14 protein-coding genes are annotated in these 17,948 nt (G+C 64.9%); 8 read left to right on the forward strand and 6 right to left on the reverse strand.

Annotated elements, in window-relative coordinates; genetic code table 11:
• Window positions 1-112: 112 nt before the first annotated feature.
• The 3 genes from J7396_RS17405 to J7396_RS17415 all read right to left on the reverse strand — a co-directional run bounded on the left by J7396_RS17405 (window position 113) and on the right by J7396_RS17415 (window position 4,272).
• Window positions 113-820 (reverse strand): SH3 domain-containing protein, encoded by a 708-nt coding sequence (locus J7396_RS17405; RefSeq protein ID WP_184421074.1) that lies wholly within the window; start codon window positions 818-820, stop codon window positions 113-115.
• 139 nt (window positions 821-959) lie between these two features.
• Window positions 960-2,984: a M3 family metallopeptidase gene (locus J7396_RS17410; RefSeq protein ID WP_031424961.1), complete on the reverse strand. Its 2,025-nt coding sequence runs from the start codon at window positions 2,982-2,984 to the stop codon at window positions 960-962.
• Between the two features lie 184 nt (window positions 2,985-3,168).
• The gene (locus J7396_RS17415; protein WP_005914733.1) at window positions 3,169-4,272 is read right to left on the reverse strand and encodes a PLP-dependent cysteine synthase family protein; all 1,104 of its coding nucleotides are present in this window, start codon (window positions 4,270-4,272) and stop codon (window positions 3,169-3,171) included.
• Between the two features lie 91 nt (window positions 4,273-4,363).
• Between J7396_RS17415 and J7396_RS17420 the strand changes: the two genes are divergently transcribed.
• The 6 genes from J7396_RS17420 to J7396_RS17445 all read left to right on the forward strand — a co-directional run bounded on the left by J7396_RS17420 (window position 4,364) and on the right by J7396_RS17445 (window position 11,542).
• A complete protein-coding gene (locus J7396_RS17420) occupies window positions 4,364-4,819 on the forward strand; it encodes a CopL family metal-binding regulatory protein (RefSeq protein WP_033478377.1) in 456 nt (151 codons plus the stop codon).
• Between the two features lie 86 nt (window positions 4,820-4,905).
• Window positions 4,906-6,711: a copper resistance system multicopper oxidase gene (locus J7396_RS17425; RefSeq protein ID WP_209261807.1), complete on the forward strand. Its 1,806-nt coding sequence runs from the start codon at window positions 4,906-4,908 to the stop codon at window positions 6,709-6,711.
• The gene (locus J7396_RS17430) at window positions 6,708-7,802 is read left to right on the forward strand and encodes a copper resistance protein B (protein WP_209261808.1); all 1,095 of its coding nucleotides are present in this window, start codon (window positions 6,708-6,710) and stop codon (window positions 7,800-7,802) included. The genes J7396_RS17425 and J7396_RS17430 overlap by 4 nt, the downstream gene beginning before the upstream one ends.
• A gap of 161 nt (window positions 7,803-7,963) precedes the next feature.
• A complete protein-coding gene (gloA, locus tag J7396_RS17435; RefSeq protein ID WP_005914729.1) occupies window positions 7,964-8,488 on the forward strand; it encodes a lactoylglutathione lyase in 525 nt (174 codons plus the stop codon).
• Window positions 8,489-8,811: 323 nt separating this feature from the next.
• Window positions 8,812-9,570, forward strand: a complete 759-nt coding sequence (locus J7396_RS17440; protein ID WP_209261848.1) for a hypothetical protein — start codon at window positions 8,812-8,814, stop codon at window positions 9,568-9,570.
• A 106-nt stretch (window positions 9,571-9,676) separates the two neighbouring features.
• Window positions 9,677-11,542, forward strand: a complete 1,866-nt coding sequence (locus J7396_RS17445; protein ID WP_209261849.1) for a peptidoglycan-binding protein — start codon at window positions 9,677-9,679, stop codon at window positions 11,540-11,542.
• Window positions 11,543-11,672: 130 nt separating this feature from the next.
• Here the strand turns inward: J7396_RS17445 and J7396_RS17450 are convergent, their stop codons facing one another.
• The 3 genes from J7396_RS17450 to glmS form a co-directional block, all read right to left on the reverse strand.
• The gene (locus J7396_RS17450; RefSeq protein ID WP_209261809.1) at window positions 11,673-12,812 is read right to left on the reverse strand and encodes a hypothetical protein; all 1,140 of its coding nucleotides are present in this window, start codon (window positions 12,810-12,812) and stop codon (window positions 11,673-11,675) included.
• 233 nt (window positions 12,813-13,045) lie between these two features.
• Complete coding sequence (locus tag J7396_RS17455) at window positions 13,046-13,519, reverse strand: hypothetical protein (protein ID WP_005914723.1); 474 nt, start codon at window positions 13,517-13,519, stop codon at window positions 13,046-13,048.
• A gap of 350 nt (window positions 13,520-13,869) precedes the next feature.
• Window positions 13,870-15,699, reverse strand: coding sequence for a glutamine--fructose-6-phosphate transaminase (isomerizing) (gene glmS / locus J7396_RS17460; protein WP_136733233.1), 1,830 nt, complete (start codon window positions 15,697-15,699; stop codon window positions 13,870-13,872).
• A gap of 205 nt (window positions 15,700-15,904) precedes the next feature.
• Here glmS and J7396_RS17465 point away from each other — a divergent pair, with 205 nt between their 5' ends.
• Complete coding sequence (locus J7396_RS17465) at window positions 15,905-17,176, forward strand: efflux RND transporter periplasmic adaptor subunit (RefSeq protein ID WP_209261810.1); 1,272 nt, start codon at window positions 15,905-15,907, stop codon at window positions 17,174-17,176.
• 48 nt (window positions 17,177-17,224) lie between these two features.
• A complete protein-coding gene (locus tag J7396_RS17470; protein ID WP_209261811.1) occupies window positions 17,225-17,944 on the forward strand; it encodes an ABC transporter ATP-binding protein in 720 nt (239 codons plus the stop codon).
• The last annotated feature ends 4 nt before the right edge of the window (window positions 17,945-17,948 follow it).

Consider the following 17,948-nt stretch of genomic DNA (forward strand, 5'->3'; position numbering starts at 1 on the left):
GCCGCGCGTATCCCCTAGTACACGCCGGGCTCGGTTCGACGAGCGGTCGGCTGGCAATCGTGACGGCCACCAATTTCCATTGCCGAGGCGATTTGTCGCACTCGATGCGTGCCTAATCGATGCAACGCGGTAGCGCGTCATCCTGGTTGCGTGAATTTTCGCACCGTTGCCGAACCGATTGCTCGTAATCGCTGCGTGCCTGGGAGATACAGCTCTGCACGGTGCTGTCCTGACTTCCCGAGCGTTCGCATCGATGTATCTTGTCGTCCCGCCTGTCGGCATCTATCCGATTCAGCGCAGCCCGGTCGATCACGGCCCGCTCGCGCTGGGTGCGCTCGGTTTCTGCGCGTGTTTCGGCCTTGGCGCGCCTTGCCAGGGACTGTACTCCGTCCGCCGTCACGCCCTCGCCAGGTGCCAGCAGCTCTAGTGGCAGCGAGTCCCCTGGAGTGTGATCGCGCCAGTAGGCGCGCTCGCTCTCGACGGTCCATTCGCGGCCGCGATAATGCGTGTCCCAGTAGGCATCCAGCGAAAACGTCAGCTTCGGCACCACCTGATTCAGGGCGCCGTGAGCGAGCACGATCGAGGCCGCAGGAAGCCAGCCACGTGCCTCCGGTGAACGCACATCGCACCAGGCGCCACTCTTGAGACAGCCATAGACCTGCAGCGTACCGCCGGGCTGAACTTCGCCCACGCGCCGGTACTCTTCGGAAGGTCCGGCGCGCAGGCCAACCAGACCGTTGGCGTGGCCGGTGTGCTGCGCCCAAACCGGCAGGGCCGCGGCCATCAGCCATAGTGCACTCCATGAAAAACGTCGCTGCATTGCGCTCTCCTTGTGCCCTATCCCACCGCATGCTGCGCCTCCCGAAGAGGCGCCAGGTCGCGGTTATAGGACAGCTCACCTCAATGCAATGCGAACGCCGTGGCGACGGTAGCAGGTGACGACTGCGCCATCGGCGCCGTCAGCCCGCCATGCCGTTATGCCGTAGCAGCGCATCGATGGTCGGGGCCCGACCGCGGAACGCGCGGAAGTTCTCCGCTGCCGGACGACTGCCGCCACGCGCAAGCACCTCGGCGCGGAACCGTGCGCCGGTCTGCTCCAGTTGGTCGGGCGCCTCTTCGAATGCGGCATAGGCATCGGCGCTGAGCACTTCGGCCCACTTGTAGCTGTAATAGCCGGCCGCATAGCCACCTGCAAAAATATGGCTGAACTGATGCGGGAAGCGATTCCATGCCGGCGGCCGATTGACCGCCACTTCGTCGCGCACGCGCTCGATCAATTGCAGCACGTTGTCCTGCGACGGGTCGTAGGTGCTGTGCAGTTGCATGTCGAACAAGGCGAATTCCAGCTGACGCACGGTGAACATGCCGCTCTGGAAATTGCGCGCCGCCAGCAGGCGATCGAACAGGTTCCGCGGCAGCGGTTCACCGGTCTGCACGTGCGCGGTCATCGCCTGCATGCGCTCCCACTCCCAGCAGAAGTTTTCCATGAACTGGCTGGGCAGCTCTACCGCGTCCCACTCCACGCCATTGATGCCGGCCACGCCCAGCTCGCCAATCCGCGTGAGCAACTGATGCAGGCCGTGGCCCATTTCATGGAACAGCGTGGTGACTTCGCCGTGGCGGAAGGTGGCCGGTGCATCGCCGCTGCCGCGCCCGAAGTTGCACACCAGATACACCAGCGGCGTCTGCACGCCGTTGGCGGTGTTGCGGCGATTGCGGCAATCGTCCATCCACGCGCCGCCGCGTTTGCCTTCGCGCGCGTACAAGTCCAGATAGAACTGGCCAACCAGGGTGCCTTGCGCATCTTCCAACCGGTAGAACCGCACGTCCGGGTGCCACACCGGCGCGCTGTCGGGTTTGACGGTGAGCCCGTACAGGCTGTGGATCACATCGAACAGGCCGGCCAGCACCTTCGGTTCGGTGAAGTACTGCTTCACCTCCTGCTCGGAAAAGCTGTAACGCGCCTGCTTGAGTTTTTCCGAGGCGTAGGCCAGGTCCCAGGCCTGCAGTTCATCCAGACCCAACTCGTCGCGCGCAAAGGCTTCCAGCTCGGCGCGGTCGCGCTGTGCATGCGGCTTGGCGCGCGCGGCCAGATCGCGCAGGAAGCCCATCACCTCGTCGGGGCTCTGCGCCATCTTGGTGGCAACCGAATAGTCGGCGTAACTGGCAAAGCCGAGCAGCTGCGCCAACTCGGCGCGCAGGGCCAGGATGCGATCGATGTTGGCGCTGTTGTCCAGCGTGGCATCGCCGAATTCGGACGCGCGCTCGGCATTGGCGCGATACAGCCGCGCGCGCAGATCGCGGCTGTCGGCATCGCTCTGCACCGGCAGATAGCACGGCATCTGCAAGGTGAATTTCCAGCCCGGCACGCCGTCTTTTTCGGCGGCGGCGCGTGCGGCGGCAATCACTTCTGCCGGCAGGCCCGACAGCTGGGTCTGGTCTTCGGTCACGTACGACCACGCATCGGTAGCGTCGAGTACGTTCTGCGAGAACTTGGCTGCCAACGCCGAGAGTTCTTCCTGGATCTGTGCGAACCGCGCCTTGGCGGCATCATCGAGTTCTGCACCGCCCAAGCGGAAATCGCGTAGCGCGTTTTCCAGCACCTTGCGACGCGCCTCATCGAAGTGTGCGGCTTCCGGCGATTGCGCCAGCGCCTTGTATTGCGCATACAGCGCCAGATTCTGCGCCAGCGCGCTGCCGAAGCGGCTCACCTTGGGCAGATTGCAGTTATAGGCCTCGCGCAGCTCGGGCGTGTTGACCACCGCCTGCAGGTGCCCCACCTGCCCCCACGCACGCCATAGCCGCTCGGTGGCATCGTCCAGCGGCGTGACGAAGCTGTCCCAGCACACCGGGCTGACCTGCTCGGCCGCCTTCACCGCCGCCTCGGCCTCGGCGAGCAGTTGGTCGATCGCCGGGCCCACGTGTTCGGGGCCGATCGCATCGAAGGACGGCAGTCCGGACAGATCGAGCAGCGGGTTGGTCATGGAGCGCTCCGGCAATGGACTGGGTGAGTGGATTCAAGGATCGGCAAACGTGGCACGCAACCGTCAGCAGGTGAGCACGGCACCGAGGGCACGGTGCGCGCCTGGACCCGCCGACTGCGGACACCGATCGCACGGGCGTGGCGGTGAGCGCAGCGCCTTGATGCCTACGTCCCGGATATGGCGGTCATTCCAGCGCCGCACAAGGCAAGGCAGGCAAATCGCCGCCGTTCACGGCCAGCGCAATGGCTGTATCGCTGTCGCTGACATCGATCGCGCGCGCCTGGTACCAGGCCGGGTCGTAATAACTGTGCGCGTATCGTTCGCCGGCATCGCACAGGATGGTGACGATGGAGCCCTGCCGGCCTTCGTCGCGCATGCGCCGGGCAGCCTGCAGCACGCCGACGAAGTTGGTGCCGGTGGAGCCGCCCACGCGGCGGCCCAGCGTGGCGCTGACGTGGCGCATCGCCGCCAGGCTCAGCGCATCGGGCACCTTGATCATCACATCCACGCAGCTGGCAATGAAGCTCGATTCCACCCGCGGGCGGCCGATGCCTTCGATGCGCGAACCGCCGGTGATGGCCAGCTCCTTGGGGCATTGGCCGTCCACTGCGCGGCAATAGCCGTCGAAGAACACCGACACTTCCGGGTCGGCGCACAGGATGCGGGTGGCATGGCGCCGATAGCGCACGTAGCGGCCCAGAGTGGCGCTGGTACCGCCGGTGCCGGGGCTGCAGACGATCCAGTCCGGGATCGGGTGCGGCTCTTCGGCCAGTTGCTTGAAGATCGATTCGGCGATGTTGTTGTTGGCGCGCCAGTCGGTGGCACGCTCGGCATAGGTGAACTGGTCCATGAAGTGCCCGCCGGTCTCGCGTGCGAGCTGGTGCGAGGCGCTGTCCAGGTCGCAGGCGCGTTCGACCAGGTGGCAGCGGCCGCCCTGGAATTGAATCGCGGCGATCTTCTCCGGCGAGGTCGAGGCCGGCATCACCGCGATGAAGGGCACGCCGAGCAAACGCGCGAAATACGCTTCGGAAATGGCCGTGGAGCCACTGGACGCCTCGATCACCGGGCGCCCGGCGCGCAGCCAGCCATTGGTGAGCGCGTACAGGAACAGCGAGCGCGCCAGGCGGTGCTTGAGGCTGCCGGTCGGGTGGCTGGACTCGTCCTTGAAGTACAGGTCGATGCCCGGATAGCCCGGCAGTTCCATCGGAATCAGGTGGGTGTCGGCCGAACGATTGAAATCGGCCTCGATCTTCCGGATGGCGGCGGCCACCCACTGGCGCTGCGACATGGCAGGACTTGGCTGCGAAAGTAGCCTCAATTCTACCGCCCCCACCTGCCCGCTTACGCACCCAGCGCATCGGGCGGACAGCTGGGGGCCGATGCTATGCTCGCTGCACCTGTCACTGCCGCGACTACCTGTGCTGCATCGCCTGCTCCGCCTGCTGCTGTGCCTGAGCCTGGTTGCCAATACGGCCACCGGCGCGTGGGCGTCGGTGGGCATGGCCATGCCGGCAATGGCGCCGGGCGCGATGCCCGCCGCGACCATGGCGGGAGGCACCGCCGCGACCCAGAGCGAGTCGCCGGCAGCCCTGCCGTGCCATGAGGCGATGCCTCCACCGACAGCCATGCAGTGGCACGACAAGGCCACGCATGCGCACGCGCCCGACTGCTGCAAGCTGGGCAGCTGCGATTGCCTGCAGCACGCCAGCCTCGCCTTGTTGACCTTGCCTTCCGTAGCCGCCGGCCTGCTCGGCCACCCGGCGGTGCCGGACACCTTGACCGAGGGGCGCAGCAGCCCGCTGCCCGACCAACCGGTACGACCTCCCATCGCCTGAGCGCCGACGGCCCTGCCTTGGCCGTCCTCGGCCCCGCGCGTGCTTGCGCGGGTTTCCTCAGTTGTGCGCTGCGCTCCATCTTGCCGATGGAGCGCGCAGGAGATGTCATGTCTTTCGATCCCCCGTTTTCCCACGGCTCAACCGCCAGCGGCCTGAGCCGGCGCCGCTTCGTCCAGGGCCTGGCCCTGGGCGGCGTCGTCGCCGCCAGCGGCCTGTGGCGCTACGACGCGCGCGCCGCCGCCCAGGCCACCACGCCGGTGCTGCGCGGAAGCAGCCAGTCGCTGCAGATCGGCCGCCTGCCGGTGAACTTCACCGGACACACCCGCTCCGCAATCACGGTCAACCAGAGCCTGCCGGCGCCCACCCTGCGCTGGCGCGAGGGCGACACGGTGGGCGTGCGCGTGCGTAACGCGCTGACCGACCAAGCCACCTCGGTGCATTGGCATGGCCTGTTGCTGCCGGCCAACATGGACGGGGTGCCGGGCATGAGTTTCGACGGCATCGCGCCGGGCCAGGAGTATCACTACCGCTTTGCGCTGCGCCAGTCCGGCACCTACTGGTACCACAGCCATTCGATGTTTCAGGAGCAGTCCGGGCTGTATGGCGCCATCGTCATCGACCCGCTGACGCCGCCGCCGTACCGGCACGATCGCGAGCATGTGGTGCTGCTCTCGGACTGGACCGACCTGGACCCGGCAGCCCTGTTCCGCCGGCTCAAGCAGATGCCCAGCCACGACAATTACGCGCAGCGCACGGTCGTCGATTTCCTGCGCAATGCGCGCGACGACGGCCTGCGCGCCACGCTGGCCGACCGCGGCATGTGGGGGCGCATGCGCATGACCCCGACCGACCTGTCCGACGTCAACGCCAACACCTACACCTACCTGCTCAACGGCGTGGCGCCGGCCGGCAACTGGACCGGGTTGTTCAAGCCAGGCGAAAAGGTGTTGCTGCGTTTCATCAACGGCTCGTCGATGACCTACTTCGACATCCGTATTCCCGGCCTGCGCATGACCGTGGTGGCCGCCGACGGGCAGTACGTGCATCCGGTCAGCGTGGACGAACTGCGCATCGCCGCGGCCGAGACCTTCGACGTGATCGTCGAACCGCTCGGCCAGGATGCGTTTACGTTATTCGCGCAGGACATGGGCCGCACCGGCTTTGCCTGTGGCACGCTGGCAGTGCAACACGGCTTGCAGGCGCCGATTCCCGCACTGGATCGGCGCGCCATCCTGACCATGCAGGACATGGGACATGGCGATGGGATGCACCACGCGCTACCCGCAATGCACGGCGCGCCCGGGATGTTGGCGGCGCATGGGACGCACACCATGCACTCGCACGACGATGCCCAGGCACACGACAAGGCGCCGCATCATCCCGCCAGCGAAACCGGCAACCCGCTGATCGACATGCGCAGCAATGCCACCGCACCGCGCCTGGACGACCCCGGCGTGGGCCTGCGCGACAACGGCCGCCGCGTGCTGTGCTACGCCGATCTGCATAGCGTGTTCGAGGATCCGGATGGGCGCGAACCCGGGCGCGACATCGAGCTGCATCTGACCGGGCACATGGAAAAATTCGCCTGGTCCTTCGATGGCATCGCGTTCGCTTCCGCGCAACCCTTGCGTCTGCAATACGGCGAGCGGCTGCGTATCGTGCTGGTCAACGACACCATGATGCAGCACCCGATTCACCTGCATGGCATGTGGAGCGACCTGGAAGATGCACACGGCAACTTCCAGGTACGCAAGCACACCATCGACATGCCGCCGGGCACCCGCCGCACCTACCGCGTGCGTGCCGATGCGCTCGGCCGCTGGGCCTATCACTGTCATCTGCTGTACCACATGGAAGCAGGAATGATGCGCGAAGTGCGGGTGGAGGCATGAGTCGCTTTCGCACACAGGCCTGGTTGGCTGCTGCGTTCCTGGCGAGCGCATCTGCACTTGCGCAGGAGCATCAGCACGATGCGCTGGAGGACGCACCGCAGCACATGCAGGACCATGCGATGCAAGTGACCGATGGCATGCAGACGACCCCTGCCTCATCTCAGGCCGCTCACATGGACCACGCTCACATGGCGCACGCTGACACGGGTACCGGCCCCATGGACGATGAATCGATGAAGCATGGATCCATGGGCGATGCATCCATGCACCACCAGGCGATGGATCACGCGTCGATGGATCACTCCAAGATGCACCACACGCAGCCCACACACGCTGCACAAACTCCTGCATCACCCGCCGAGACACGCAGTCACCCACTCCCTCGCGACCCCATTCCCCCACCCACGGCGGACGACATCGCCGCCGCATTCGCACCATTGCACACGCATACGATGCACTCGGCAGGTATCAACCACTATGTCCTGCTCGATCGGCTTGAAGCGTCCAACACGCATCGCGGTAGCGGCCAGGCCTGGGAATCGCGCGCATGGATCGGCGGCGACATCGACCGGCTCTGGCTGCGCAGCGAGGGCGAACGGCACGACGGGCGCACCGAACCTGCCTCGCTGGAGGCGTTCTATGGCCATGCCATTTCGCCATGGTGGGATGTACTCATCGGCGCGCGCCAGGACATCGGCGCAGGCGAACATCGCAGCTGGGCCGCTTTCGGCGTGCAAGGCCTGGCGCCCTACAAGTTCGAAACCGAAGCCACGCTGTATGTGGGCACTGGCAGCCGCGCGGCGCTGCGGCTGGAAGGCGAATACGAGGTACTGCTGACCAACCGTCTGATCCTGCAGCCGCGTGCGGAAGCCGACATCGCGCTTACCGACGACAACCGCCGCGGCATTGGCAGCGGTCTGGAAGCGGTGGAACTTGGCTTGCGCCTGCGCTACGAGATTACCCGCCGCTTCGCGCCGTACATCGGCTGGGTGCACAGCCGCAGCTTCGGCGATAGCGCACAACGCGCCGCGATGGACGATGCCCCCGCACGCGACAGCCGCTTTGTTGCCGGTGTGCGCGTGTGGTTTTGAGGCGATGGCATCGTGCACGGGCAGATGCAGTTGGCCCTCTCCTCCAACGCCAGCGCATTCGAACCGCTGCCCTTTCGCCATGACACGCCGACAACCCTGCCCTGGCTACCATCCCCCTTCGCGCAACACCCCCCACCCGCAATCCACACCAGGAGACCGCCATGCCTTTGAACGATCTGCAACACGTGCCAGGCGCCAATGCCGCGCCCGCCGACACGCACGGCTTCGTGTTCAACCACACCATGCTGCGCGTCAAGGACGCAACACAGTCGCTGGATTTCTATACCCGTGTCCTGGGCTTCCGCCTGCTCGACGCACGCGATTTTGCCGACGCAAAATTCAGCCTGTATTTTCTCGCGCTGCTGCCCGAAGGCACGGCCATTCCCGATGACGACGCGCAGCGTCGCCTGTGGATGGCCGGCATCCCCGGCGTGCTCGAACTCACCCACAACCATGGCACCGAAACCCAGGATGGCCCGGTCTATCACGACGGCAACAGCGACCCACGCGGTTTCGGCCATATCTGTATCTCGGTGCCGGACATCCATGCTGCCTGCGCACGCTTCGACAGCCTCAACGTGCCGTATCAGAAACGCCTGGAAGACGGCCGCATGAAGCACCTGGCCTTCATCAAGGACCCGGACGGTTACTGGGTAGAGATCATTTCCAATACGCCCTTGGCGTAAGTCCGCCGCTCAGCGGCAAGCTGGCGCGTCAGCGGATGCACAGGCCGAACGCAGCGCATCCGCGACGTGGAAGCCCCGCGCCGCAACGACGTGCGGGAGCCGCCAGGCCCGGTGCAACGACTGGACACAACGGCGGGCTGGAGTAGACTTTCGCCGCCCTCCGCAATGGATGCACCCCAATGCTCGTCAGGAAGATTTCACTTGTCCTTGCGCTAGCAACGATCGCCGCCTGCACACAGGCGACACCGGACGCCACCGCTCCGAAGACCGCCGCAGCCGCGGCCGGCACTCCTCCAAAACCGTCAGAAAAGGATGCACCTCCCATGCAGGACGCAACCCAGGGATCGACCCAGCAATTGCAGCCGCCGCGGACCGACAGCGTGTTGTATTTCATCAGCAACGTGGACGGCGATGGCGCAACCTCCTACGAGGTCGCCAATGGCAGCTGGATCAATTATTGGTACGGCTTTCAATTCGAACTCGGCGGTACGCGGTATTACACCGGCTTCGCCTGGGAAACGCCCGAGCTCTATGGCGCCGAGCGCGAGAATCACGATGCTGCCCCTGGTACCAAGGTGACGCTTGCTCACGCCACGTTTGTGGCCAGCGAACCGGGGAGCAAGGCTCCATGGAAGCTGCTTGGCGCAGAGCCTTACATCGGCGAATTCGGCGGTATGGAGCAGGGCAACACCGTCGACACGACGCGTCAACCACAGACCTTTGTCACCGATGACGGCAGGCTGGTGCTGGCCGTGCCGACGTGGAGCCTGCAGTCGGGCGTGCGCATCCTTTCCTACGACGCACTCGTGTTCAACCCGAAAGAAACCGATAACGTCAACGACAAGCATTGGACCTATATCGGCAACATTCCGGCGGGTGAGGACAACAGCGCCAACTGTGGCGAAGATGCGCCCGGCAAGATTGCCTGCGTCAAGAACACCAGCACGCTTGCGTTCGTGAAGCAGCCAGGACTGCCCGCATTGCGGGTAACGGTCTCTGCCGTTCCCCCGACGAGCGGGGGTGACGCGACGGTTGAATACCGCTACGATGCCGCCAGCAAATCGTATTTGCCGACCCCTTGATACAGGACCAAAGGAATTGGTTCGGGCGGCGTACCGCTGCAGCCGCGTGGCTGCAGCACTCAATCAAGGACCTTGAGCGATGCCGACGAACTACTCACGAGCCCAAGTGCTCGACATCATCGAACGCGAAGCGGCCGAGCGGAATATTCCGCGTGACGACTTCCTGCGTTTTGCCCACGTAGAGACTGGCGGCGCCTTCGACGAGTTGGCCAGTCGCGGCCCCGGCGGTGCGAAAGGACTATTCCAGTTCACGCCGCCAACTGCCCAGCAGTACGGCATTGCCGGACGCGAGCTGGACGCGGTGGCCAATACCGACGCAGCAGCGCGGCTGTATCTGGACAACCGGACGAGCCTGGTCAATCGGCACGAACGCGATGGGCGGCCGTACCTTTCGGGCAAGCCCGAGCCCGATGGCCTGGATATGTATCTGGCCCATCAGCAAGGCGCCGGTGGCTATCGCTCTTTGCAGACCGCGATCGCCACGGGATCTTTTGGCCTGGAAAGCACACGCGCCAACATTCTCAACAATGTCGGCGAGAAAGAGCTGAAGTCCCTGACCGGCGTCGATTCGGCGACGTTCCGGCGCATGTCCGACAAGGACATGGCACAGACCTTCGTGCAGTACTGGGATACGAAGATGGACCGTATCCGGATTCCTGAAAAAGGCATCGAGCCGATTTCGACCACGCAGCAGGCACCCTCGCACGCTGCGCCAGCGCACTCTGCGCCTGCCCAGCCGGAAAAACCCGCAGCGCAAGGCATTGCGCTTCACGCAGCCTATGACCTCACCAACAAATACGATCACGTCAAATACGGCCTGGGCGCGAAAGATCCCGACAAAGGCAGGGTCGATTGTTCTGGCTGGGTGGTCGAGATGCAGAACGCGACCATGGACGAGATCAACAAGGGCGCCGGCAAGGCCATCTTCACCAAGGACGAAAAGTTCAGTCCGGGTTTCGACAGTGCATCCGAACTGCTGCGCAAGGCCGAGCTGCGCTCCGGCGTGCTGATCCAAGGCAAGGATGTGACTGCCCAGACCCTCAAGGAAGGCATGATCATCGGCGAGGACAATGGCCCGCAGAGTTGGGACAAGGGGCGCTACAAGGGCATCGACCACATCACGATGGTGGTGCGTGACCCCAAGGATGGCCAGCTCAAGATCAGCCAATCCCGTGGCGGCGAGGGTGTCGAGCTCAGTTCGCTGGATTCCTACCTCGAGCGCAAGCACGCCAAGGGCGTCAAGCTGTATGCGAGCGACCCGCTGTCTGAGGCGCGCGACCTGCTGCAGGAGCGCAGCCACAACAAGCAGCAATCTCACGCAGCGACCGAGCACAAACCCAGCCAGGCACACGCCGCCGCTGATGCGCCGGGTGTCCTGCGCGAAAATGCGCGTGGCGCAGAAGTGCGCACATTGCAGCAGACGCTGCAGCAACTGGGTTACAAGGACGCAGGCGGTAACGAACTCAAGGCTGACGGCGCCTATGGCCAACGGACCAGCGAGGCGGTCAAGGCATTCCAGCGTGCGCATGGGCTGCAGGACGATGGCGTGGTTGGCCGCGATACGCAGGCTGCGTTGAAGCAGGCGGAAAAGACGCCCTTGCTCTCAGAGAAAACCAATCCCGACCACCCGCTGTTCAATCAGGCCGTCAACAAGCTGGAGCAGCTCGGTCCGAATGCCTTCGCCAATCGGCAGCAGTTGGCAAATGCGGCCGGCCACATGACCTTCGAAGCCAAGGTCAGCGGCATGCAACGCATCGACATGGTGGCGCAAAGCAAGGACGGCAACGGACTGTTTGCCGTGCAGGGTCAGCCAACCGACCCGGCGCATCAGCGGATCTACACCGACAAGGCAACCGCTGCGGAACGGCCGCTGGAGCAGAGCAGCAATGCTGTGCGGCAGGAAGCGCAGACGCAGACGCAGGTTCAAGATCAGCACGAGCAACAACGCAGCCAGGCGCGCAGCGTCGGTTGATCGTCGCGCAACACAAACACAGAAGAGGCACCGATCGATGGATCGGTGCCTCTTCTGGTTTACGCCTGCATTACGCGCTGTTTCCCATCACATCGGGCGCCGGATATCCGGCGCCACCAGCACTGGTCCGTCAGTTGGACGTCGCAACAGCTTCTCTGTCAGGGAACCACTGCGGCAACTGCTCGGCGAATTTCGCTGCGCATTCGTCGCTGTAGGCTTGTGCGGCTGCTTTGACCAACGCGTAATCGTTGGCTTCCCATTCTTCCAGCGAGGCAGTACGCGGTGTCGGCGCGCAGTCCAGACTGACCGGGCTCGCCTTGCGCTTCAAGAAGCCGCTGCGCTCCCCACCGATCGTCACTGCGTAGCGCAGCTCGTAAGGCGACTTGGTATCGGCCAGGCTCTGATACACCAGCAGCCAGTCCGACATCAACACCTGCAACGGGAACGGTTCTGCGGGTAGGGCCCGCGGATGCCCGGTGAAGTAGGTCTTCAAATGCGCGTTGACCGCATCGCGCTGCAATTGATAGCCGGGATTCCCCAGGGCCTCCATCTTTTCGCCTTTCAGCTGATCTTTTCCGAAGGCAGAGACCGTAACACCGCGCGCGAACAGGCTGGTGGCAATTTGCAAACCGACGACCATCCCGGTATGTCCGCGGCGGACGACACGCAGCATTTCGTCGCCGTTGGGCAGGCCGTTCGAGCCCACCCGCATGCTCGAATGCAATGGGAGCTGCAAGGCCCAATCTGCCGAGGGCGTCATGGCAACGCCTGCATCGGACTGCAGACTTGGTTGCGCCTGTGTTGCGGCAACCGCCACAGTGCCTGCAACTGCAGCAGCCGCATATGCAGTTGCCGTGGAGAAATCCCCGCCTGCAAACGCAGGCACCACCGCAGTGGCTTCGGTCACGCGCGCAGCGGTACAGAAGGTACCAGCCGCCCGCATCTGTGCCTCATGGAAGCCAATGCCGTTGATCTGGTGCACGCCGGCATCCTTGCCGTACTGCTCCACCAGCTTGCCGATCAATGCATCGGACGGCGATTGCTGTGCGCAGACCTTGGCGGCTGCGATGCGCGACCAGGCGAATTGCAGCGCAGGATCCCAGCCCATCGCATCTTCGCCCACGAATCCGTGGTCGTAGTGATACGCATAAATGGCAGGGTCGATCTCCTGCAGCGTCATTCCGCCCTGTCCGGCATAGCCCAGCGGCACGTCTTGCGCAACAGCAAGCCCCGGCAGTGCCAATAGCACCGCCGCGATACACGTCTTCATGAATCCCTGTCCCTATGGATAAGTGCGACGCGCTGCATGTCCCCCATGCAGCGCGACCGATGCGCCACCGCTCGCACACGACGGCTTCCCACATGCAGGGCGCTGATCGACGGGTAATGGCACAACGCACCCGGCCGTTCGTCCTGCAGGGATAGTGTGCCCGCACACGGCAGCCATCGCAGTCGGGGCGGTCCCCACGCATGTGTGGGGACCGCCCCTCAGATGCTCACTGCTTAGGCATGCAAGATTCCGCCTGGGCCTGGTTGCCAATCGCGTGGCGTGCGCAATGCGGCCAATATACGCACCAGCTCGCGATAGCTCTGGGCCAGTTGCGCGAACAGACCTGCATCGCTGCAGCGGGTGTCGGCCACTTCGGAATACGCGCCCCTGCCCAGATCGATGAAGTAATCCACACTGAGGCGCCGGCGTTGCGCCACGCCCGGAAACAGGCCTGCAATCAGCAGGCAACCGTCTCCCACGTCACGCAATGCGTCGGCCCGCACGCTCCCGATCTGGTCCTGCGCATGCAGCCATGCCAGCGCCTGCGTGCGCGAAAGCAGATGCGCATCGCGCTGGAAGCGCAGCAACACGAACACCAGATAATGCTCGCGCGATTCGTCCAGCGGACGCGCAATCCGCTGCCCCGCCTCGCGCACCAACGCCTGCCACAACTCGGCCGGCGCCCCCTGTTTGAAAGACTCGTGCATACGTCCTCCTGCGTGGTGTGGACCCTCGCCAGGAGCTTATGCATAACTTGGGCCACTGCGTTGGCAGAGGCTGTGGTGGAGCGCTAAGGACCGGCCGCTGGCAGTGCGACCGCGCCTTCGCCAGACGGATACGGCCACTCCTGGAAGCGGCATCGCCACGTGCATAGGCAGGACGTCGGCGACTGCTTTGCGAGGAGCTGAACCTCGCGCGTTGCGCGTCAGCGCAACCAGCACGACGTTGCACGCAATCGCCATCCTGGAACATGACAGCGACAGAGCCGAACATGCACTGCGTGCATGCACCGACTGCATGCAGCTGGCAGTGCGCGCAGACGGCACCGCGGCAGCGCTTACTCCACCGTCACCGACTTGGCCAGATTGCGCGGCTTGTCCACATCGGTGCCGCGTGCCAGGGCGGTGTGGTAAGCCAGCAGCTGCACCGGGATGGTGTGGATCACCGGCGACAGCACGCCGGCATGGCGTGGGGTGCGGATGACATGCACGCCTTCGGAGTCGCTGAAGTGGCTGTCCTGGTCGGCGAACACGAACAGCTCGCCGCCGCGTGCGCGCACTTCCTGCATGTTGGATTTGACCTTTTCCAGCAGGCGGTCGTTCGGTGCGATCACCACCACCGGCATCGCCGCATCCACCAGTGCCAGCGGCCCATGCTTCAACTCGCCGGCCGGATACGCTTCGGCGTGGATATATGAGATTTCCTTGAGCTTGAGCGCGCCTTCCAATGCAATCGGATAATGCAGGCCGCGACCGAGGAACAGCGCATTCTCCTTCGGCGAAAATCGTTCGGCCCAGGCCATGATCTGCGGTTCAAGATTCAATGCATGCTGCACGCTGCCGGGCAAAAAGCGCAGCTGCTCCAGATACTCGGCTTCTTCGGCGTCACTGATGCGGCCCTGCAACTTCCCCAACACCATGGTGAGCTGGAACAACACCGCCAGCTGGGTGGTGAAAGCCTTGGTCGAGGCCACGCCGATCTCGGCGCCGGCACGCGTGTAGCAGACCAGCTCGCTGGCGCGCGGGATCGCACTTTCCGGCACATTGCAGATCGACAGCGTGTGCAAATGCCCCAGCGATTTGGCGTATTTCAGCGCTTCGATCGTGTCCAGCGTTTCGCCGGACTGGGAGATGGTCACGATCAGATGCTTCGGGTTGGCATACGCGGCGCGGTAGCGGTATTCGCTGGCGATCTCCACGCTGCACGGCAGCCCCGCAATGGCTTCGATCCAGTAACGGGCGGTCATGCCGGCGTAGTAGCTGGTACCGCAGGCCAGGATCTGCACGCCTTCAATGTCGCGCAACACCGCTTCTGCGTTGGCGCCGAACAGCGATGCCGGGAAACCCTTGGCATCGATCGCCGCCTCGATGGTGTCGGCCAAGGCGCGCGGCTGCTCGTGGATTTCCTTCTGCATGAAATGCCGGAACGGGCCCAGTTCCAGCGAGGCCAGCGACACGTCCGACAGGTGCAGCGGGCGCTCCACCGGTGCATCGTTGCCGTCGAAGATGCGCACGCCATCGCGGTGCAATTCGGCGGTGTCGCCTTCTTCGAGGAAGATCACCTGGCGCGTGGCCTGCACGATCGCCGACACGTCGGAAGCGACGAAGTTTTCCCCCTCACCCACCCCGATCAGCAAGGGGCAGCCCATGCGCGCGCAGACGAAGCGTTCCGGTTCGGCCTGGCTCATCACCGCCAGCGCATAGGCACCGGTGAGTTCCTTGACGGTGCGCTGCAGCGCGGTGAGCAGGTCGCCGGCGCTGCCCAGATGATGATGGATCAGATGCGCGATGACCTCGGTGTCGGTCTGCGACTCGAAGGTGTAGCCAAGCGCGCGCAATTTTTCGCGCTGCTCCTCGTGGTTTTCGATGATGCCGTTGTGCACCAGCGCCACGCCGGCGCTGATGTGCGGGTGCGCGTTGGCTTCGGTGACGCCGCCATGGGTGGCCCAGCGGGTGTGGCCGATCCCCAGCGTGGCGCCGAACTGTTCGGCCTGCGCGGCCTGCGCCATCTCGGCCACCCGCCCGGTGCGACGCACCCGGCGCACCTGCACGCCATCGAGCACTGCAATGCCGGAGGAATCGTAGCCGCGGTATTCCAGGCGCTTGAGTCCTTCGATCAGGACCGGGACCACATCGCGCCCGGCGATCGCTCCGACAATGCCGCACATAGGACAGCTCTCGCAAAAGAAGTCGGACATTTTAGCGTGTCCGCTCTTGTCCGCTGCATGACCGTGCCCGGACAGCGTGTCCGCCCCCAGTGTCCGCGGACACTGCGGACACCGGTCGCCACGTCAACAAAACCATCCATTTCAATGACTTGAACGTTGGCACGGGTCCTGCTTTATCGCAGTGACGCCACCGAGCCAGCCGACCATGATTCGCGATACCTCTGCCCAGGACCAGGTTCTCCGCACACCCGCCCAGCGCGCGCCGTGGCGCCGTTGGCTGTGGCCTGGCGTCGCCGCGGTGACGGTGCTGGCCGGGATCGGCTGGGCCGTGGCTGCGTGGAGCGCCGGCAGCCGCTCGTTCGACGCCAGCCGCGTGCGCGTTGCCACCGTCACCCGAGGCGACCTGGTACGCGACATCGCCGCCGACGGCCGCGTGATCGCCGCCAACAGCCCGGTGCTGTACGCCATCTCTGCCGGCACGGTGACGCTGAGCGTGGTGGCTGGCGACGTCGTCAAGCAGGGCCAGGAACTGGCGCGCATCGACAGCCCCGAGCTGCGCAGCAAGCTGGCGCAAGAGCAGGCCACCCTGGCCGGCCTGGAGGCCGAATCCAGCCGCGCGGCCCTGGATGCCACCCTGGCGCGTGCCAACGCCAGCAAGCTCACCGACCAGGCCCAGATCGACAAGCAGGCTGCCGCGCGCGACCTGGAGCGCTACCAACGCGGCCACGACGGTGGCGCCGTGCCGCAGGTGGAACTGGCCAAGGCGCAGGACACCTTGAAGAAGACCGATATCGACCTGCAGCACGCCCAGCGCGATGCCGCGTTGAAGAGCCAGGGTGCGGACCTGGATTCGCGCAACAAGCGCCTGCTGGCAGACCGCCAACGCGCCGTGGTGGCCGAAGTGCAGCGCCAGGTGGACGCGCTCACGCTGCGCTCGCCCTTCGATGGCCAGGTCGGCCAGGTGCAGGCGGTGCAGCACACCCAGGTGGCGGCGAACGCGCCGATTCTGGGCGTGGTGGATCTGTCCAAGTTCGAAGTGGAGATCAAGGTGCCGGAGAGTTTCGCCCGCGATCTGGCGATCGGCATGCCGGCCCAGCTCACCAGCGGCAGCGGCCAACCGTTCGCCGGCGCCATCTCGGCGGTGTCGCCGGAAGTGGTCAATGGCGAAGTCACCGCGCGCATCCGCTTCACCGACAAGCAGCCGCCAGGCCTGCGCCAGAGCCAGCGCATGAGCGCACGCGTGCTGATGGACACGCGCCGCAACGTGCTCAAGGTCGAACGCGGCCCGTTTGTCGAACAATCCGGCGGCAGCTATGCCTATGTGATGGATGGCAACACCGCGGCACGGCGCCCGGTCACGCTCGGTGTCAGCAGCCTGGGCGAAGTGCAGGTGCTCTCCGGGCTACAGGTCGGCGACCGCGTGGTGGTCTCCGGTGCAGACAACTTTGGCGACGCGCCGCGCGTCACCGTCCACTGATTCACTCATTCCCACTCGTCGCACACTCTCTTCGCAAAGGAATCGGCAATGCTCAAGATGCAAGCGGTCTCCAAGGTCTTTCGTACCGAACAGGTGGAAACGCATGCGCTGCGGTCGCTGGACCTGCATGTGCGCGAAGGCGAGTTCGTCGCGGTCACCGGCCCCTCCGGCTCGGGCAAGACCACCTTCCTCAACCTGGCCGGGCTGCTGGAAACCTTCACCAGCGGGCAGTATCTGCTCGATGGCGAAGACGTCAGCCATCTGTCCGACAATGCACGTTCGCGCCTGCGCAACCGCAAGATCGGCTTCATCTTCCAGGGCTTCAATCTGATTCCCGACCTCAACCTGTTCGACAACGTCGATGTGCCGCTGCGGTATCGCGGCATGGCGGCAGCCGAGCGCAAGCAGCGCATCGAAGAGGCACTGACCAAGGTCGGCCTGGGCTCGCGCCTGCGTCACTACCCCACCGAACTCTCCGGTGGGCAACAGCAGCGCGCTGCGATTGCGCGCGCACTGGCCGGCAGTCCACGCTTGCTGCTGGCCGACGAACCCACCGGCAACCTCGATTCGCAAATGGCGCGCGGGGTGATGGAACTGCTGGAAGAGATCAACAGCCAGGGCACCACCATCGTCATGGTCACCCACGATCCGGAACTGGCCGCACGCGCGCAGCGCAACGTGCACATCGTCGACGGGCAGGCCACCGACCTGGAACGCAATCCCAGCCTGATGCGCACGCCTGCCGCCGTTGCAACCCTGGCCGACTGAGGAG

Source organism: Xanthomonas sp. A1809 (assembly GCF_017746015.1).
Taxonomy (GTDB): domain Bacteria; phylum Pseudomonadota; class Gammaproteobacteria; order Xanthomonadales; family Xanthomonadaceae; genus Xanthomonas; species Xanthomonas euvesicatoria.

Excerpts from the sequence above, each read along its gene's own strand:
- J7396_RS17405 (WP_184421074.1), bottom strand. The coding sequence starts at position 820 with ATGCAGCGACGTTTTTCATGGAGTGCACTATGGCTGATGGCCGCGGCC.
- J7396_RS17410 (WP_031424961.1), bottom strand. The coding sequence starts at position 2,984 with ATGACCAACCCGCTGCTCGATCTGTCCGGACTGCCGTCCTTCGATGCG.
- J7396_RS17415 (WP_005914733.1), bottom strand. The coding sequence starts at position 4,272 with ATGTCGCAGCGCCAGTGGGTGGCCGCCGCCATCCGGAAGATCGAGGCC.
- J7396_RS17420 (WP_033478377.1), top strand. The coding sequence starts at position 4,364 with ATGCTATGCTCGCTGCACCTGTCACTGCCGCGACTACCTGTGCTGCAT.
- J7396_RS17425 (WP_209261807.1), top strand. The coding sequence starts at position 4,906 with ATGGAGCGCGCAGGAGATGTCATGTCTTTCGATCCCCCGTTTTCCCAC.
- J7396_RS17430 (WP_209261808.1), top strand. The coding sequence starts at position 6,708 with ATGAGTCGCTTTCGCACACAGGCCTGGTTGGCTGCTGCGTTCCTGGCG.
- gloA (WP_005914729.1), top strand. The coding sequence starts at position 7,964 with ATGCCTTTGAACGATCTGCAACACGTGCCAGGCGCCAATGCCGCGCCC.
- J7396_RS17440 (WP_209261848.1), top strand. The coding sequence starts at position 8,812 with ATGCAGGACGCAACCCAGGGATCGACCCAGCAATTGCAGCCGCCGCGG.
- J7396_RS17450 (WP_209261809.1), bottom strand. The coding sequence starts at position 12,812 with ATGAAGACGTGTATCGCGGCGGTGCTATTGGCACTGCCGGGGCTTGCT.
- J7396_RS17455 (WP_005914723.1), bottom strand. The coding sequence starts at position 13,519 with ATGCACGAGTCTTTCAAACAGGGGGCGCCGGCCGAGTTGTGGCAGGCG.
- glmS (WP_136733233.1), bottom strand. The coding sequence starts at position 15,699 with ATGTGCGGCATTGTCGGAGCGATCGCCGGGCGCGATGTGGTCCCGGTC.
- J7396_RS17465 (WP_209261810.1), top strand. The coding sequence starts at position 15,905 with ATGATTCGCGATACCTCTGCCCAGGACCAGGTTCTCCGCACACCCGCC.
- J7396_RS17470 (WP_209261811.1), top strand. The coding sequence starts at position 17,225 with ATGCTCAAGATGCAAGCGGTCTCCAAGGTCTTTCGTACCGAACAGGTG.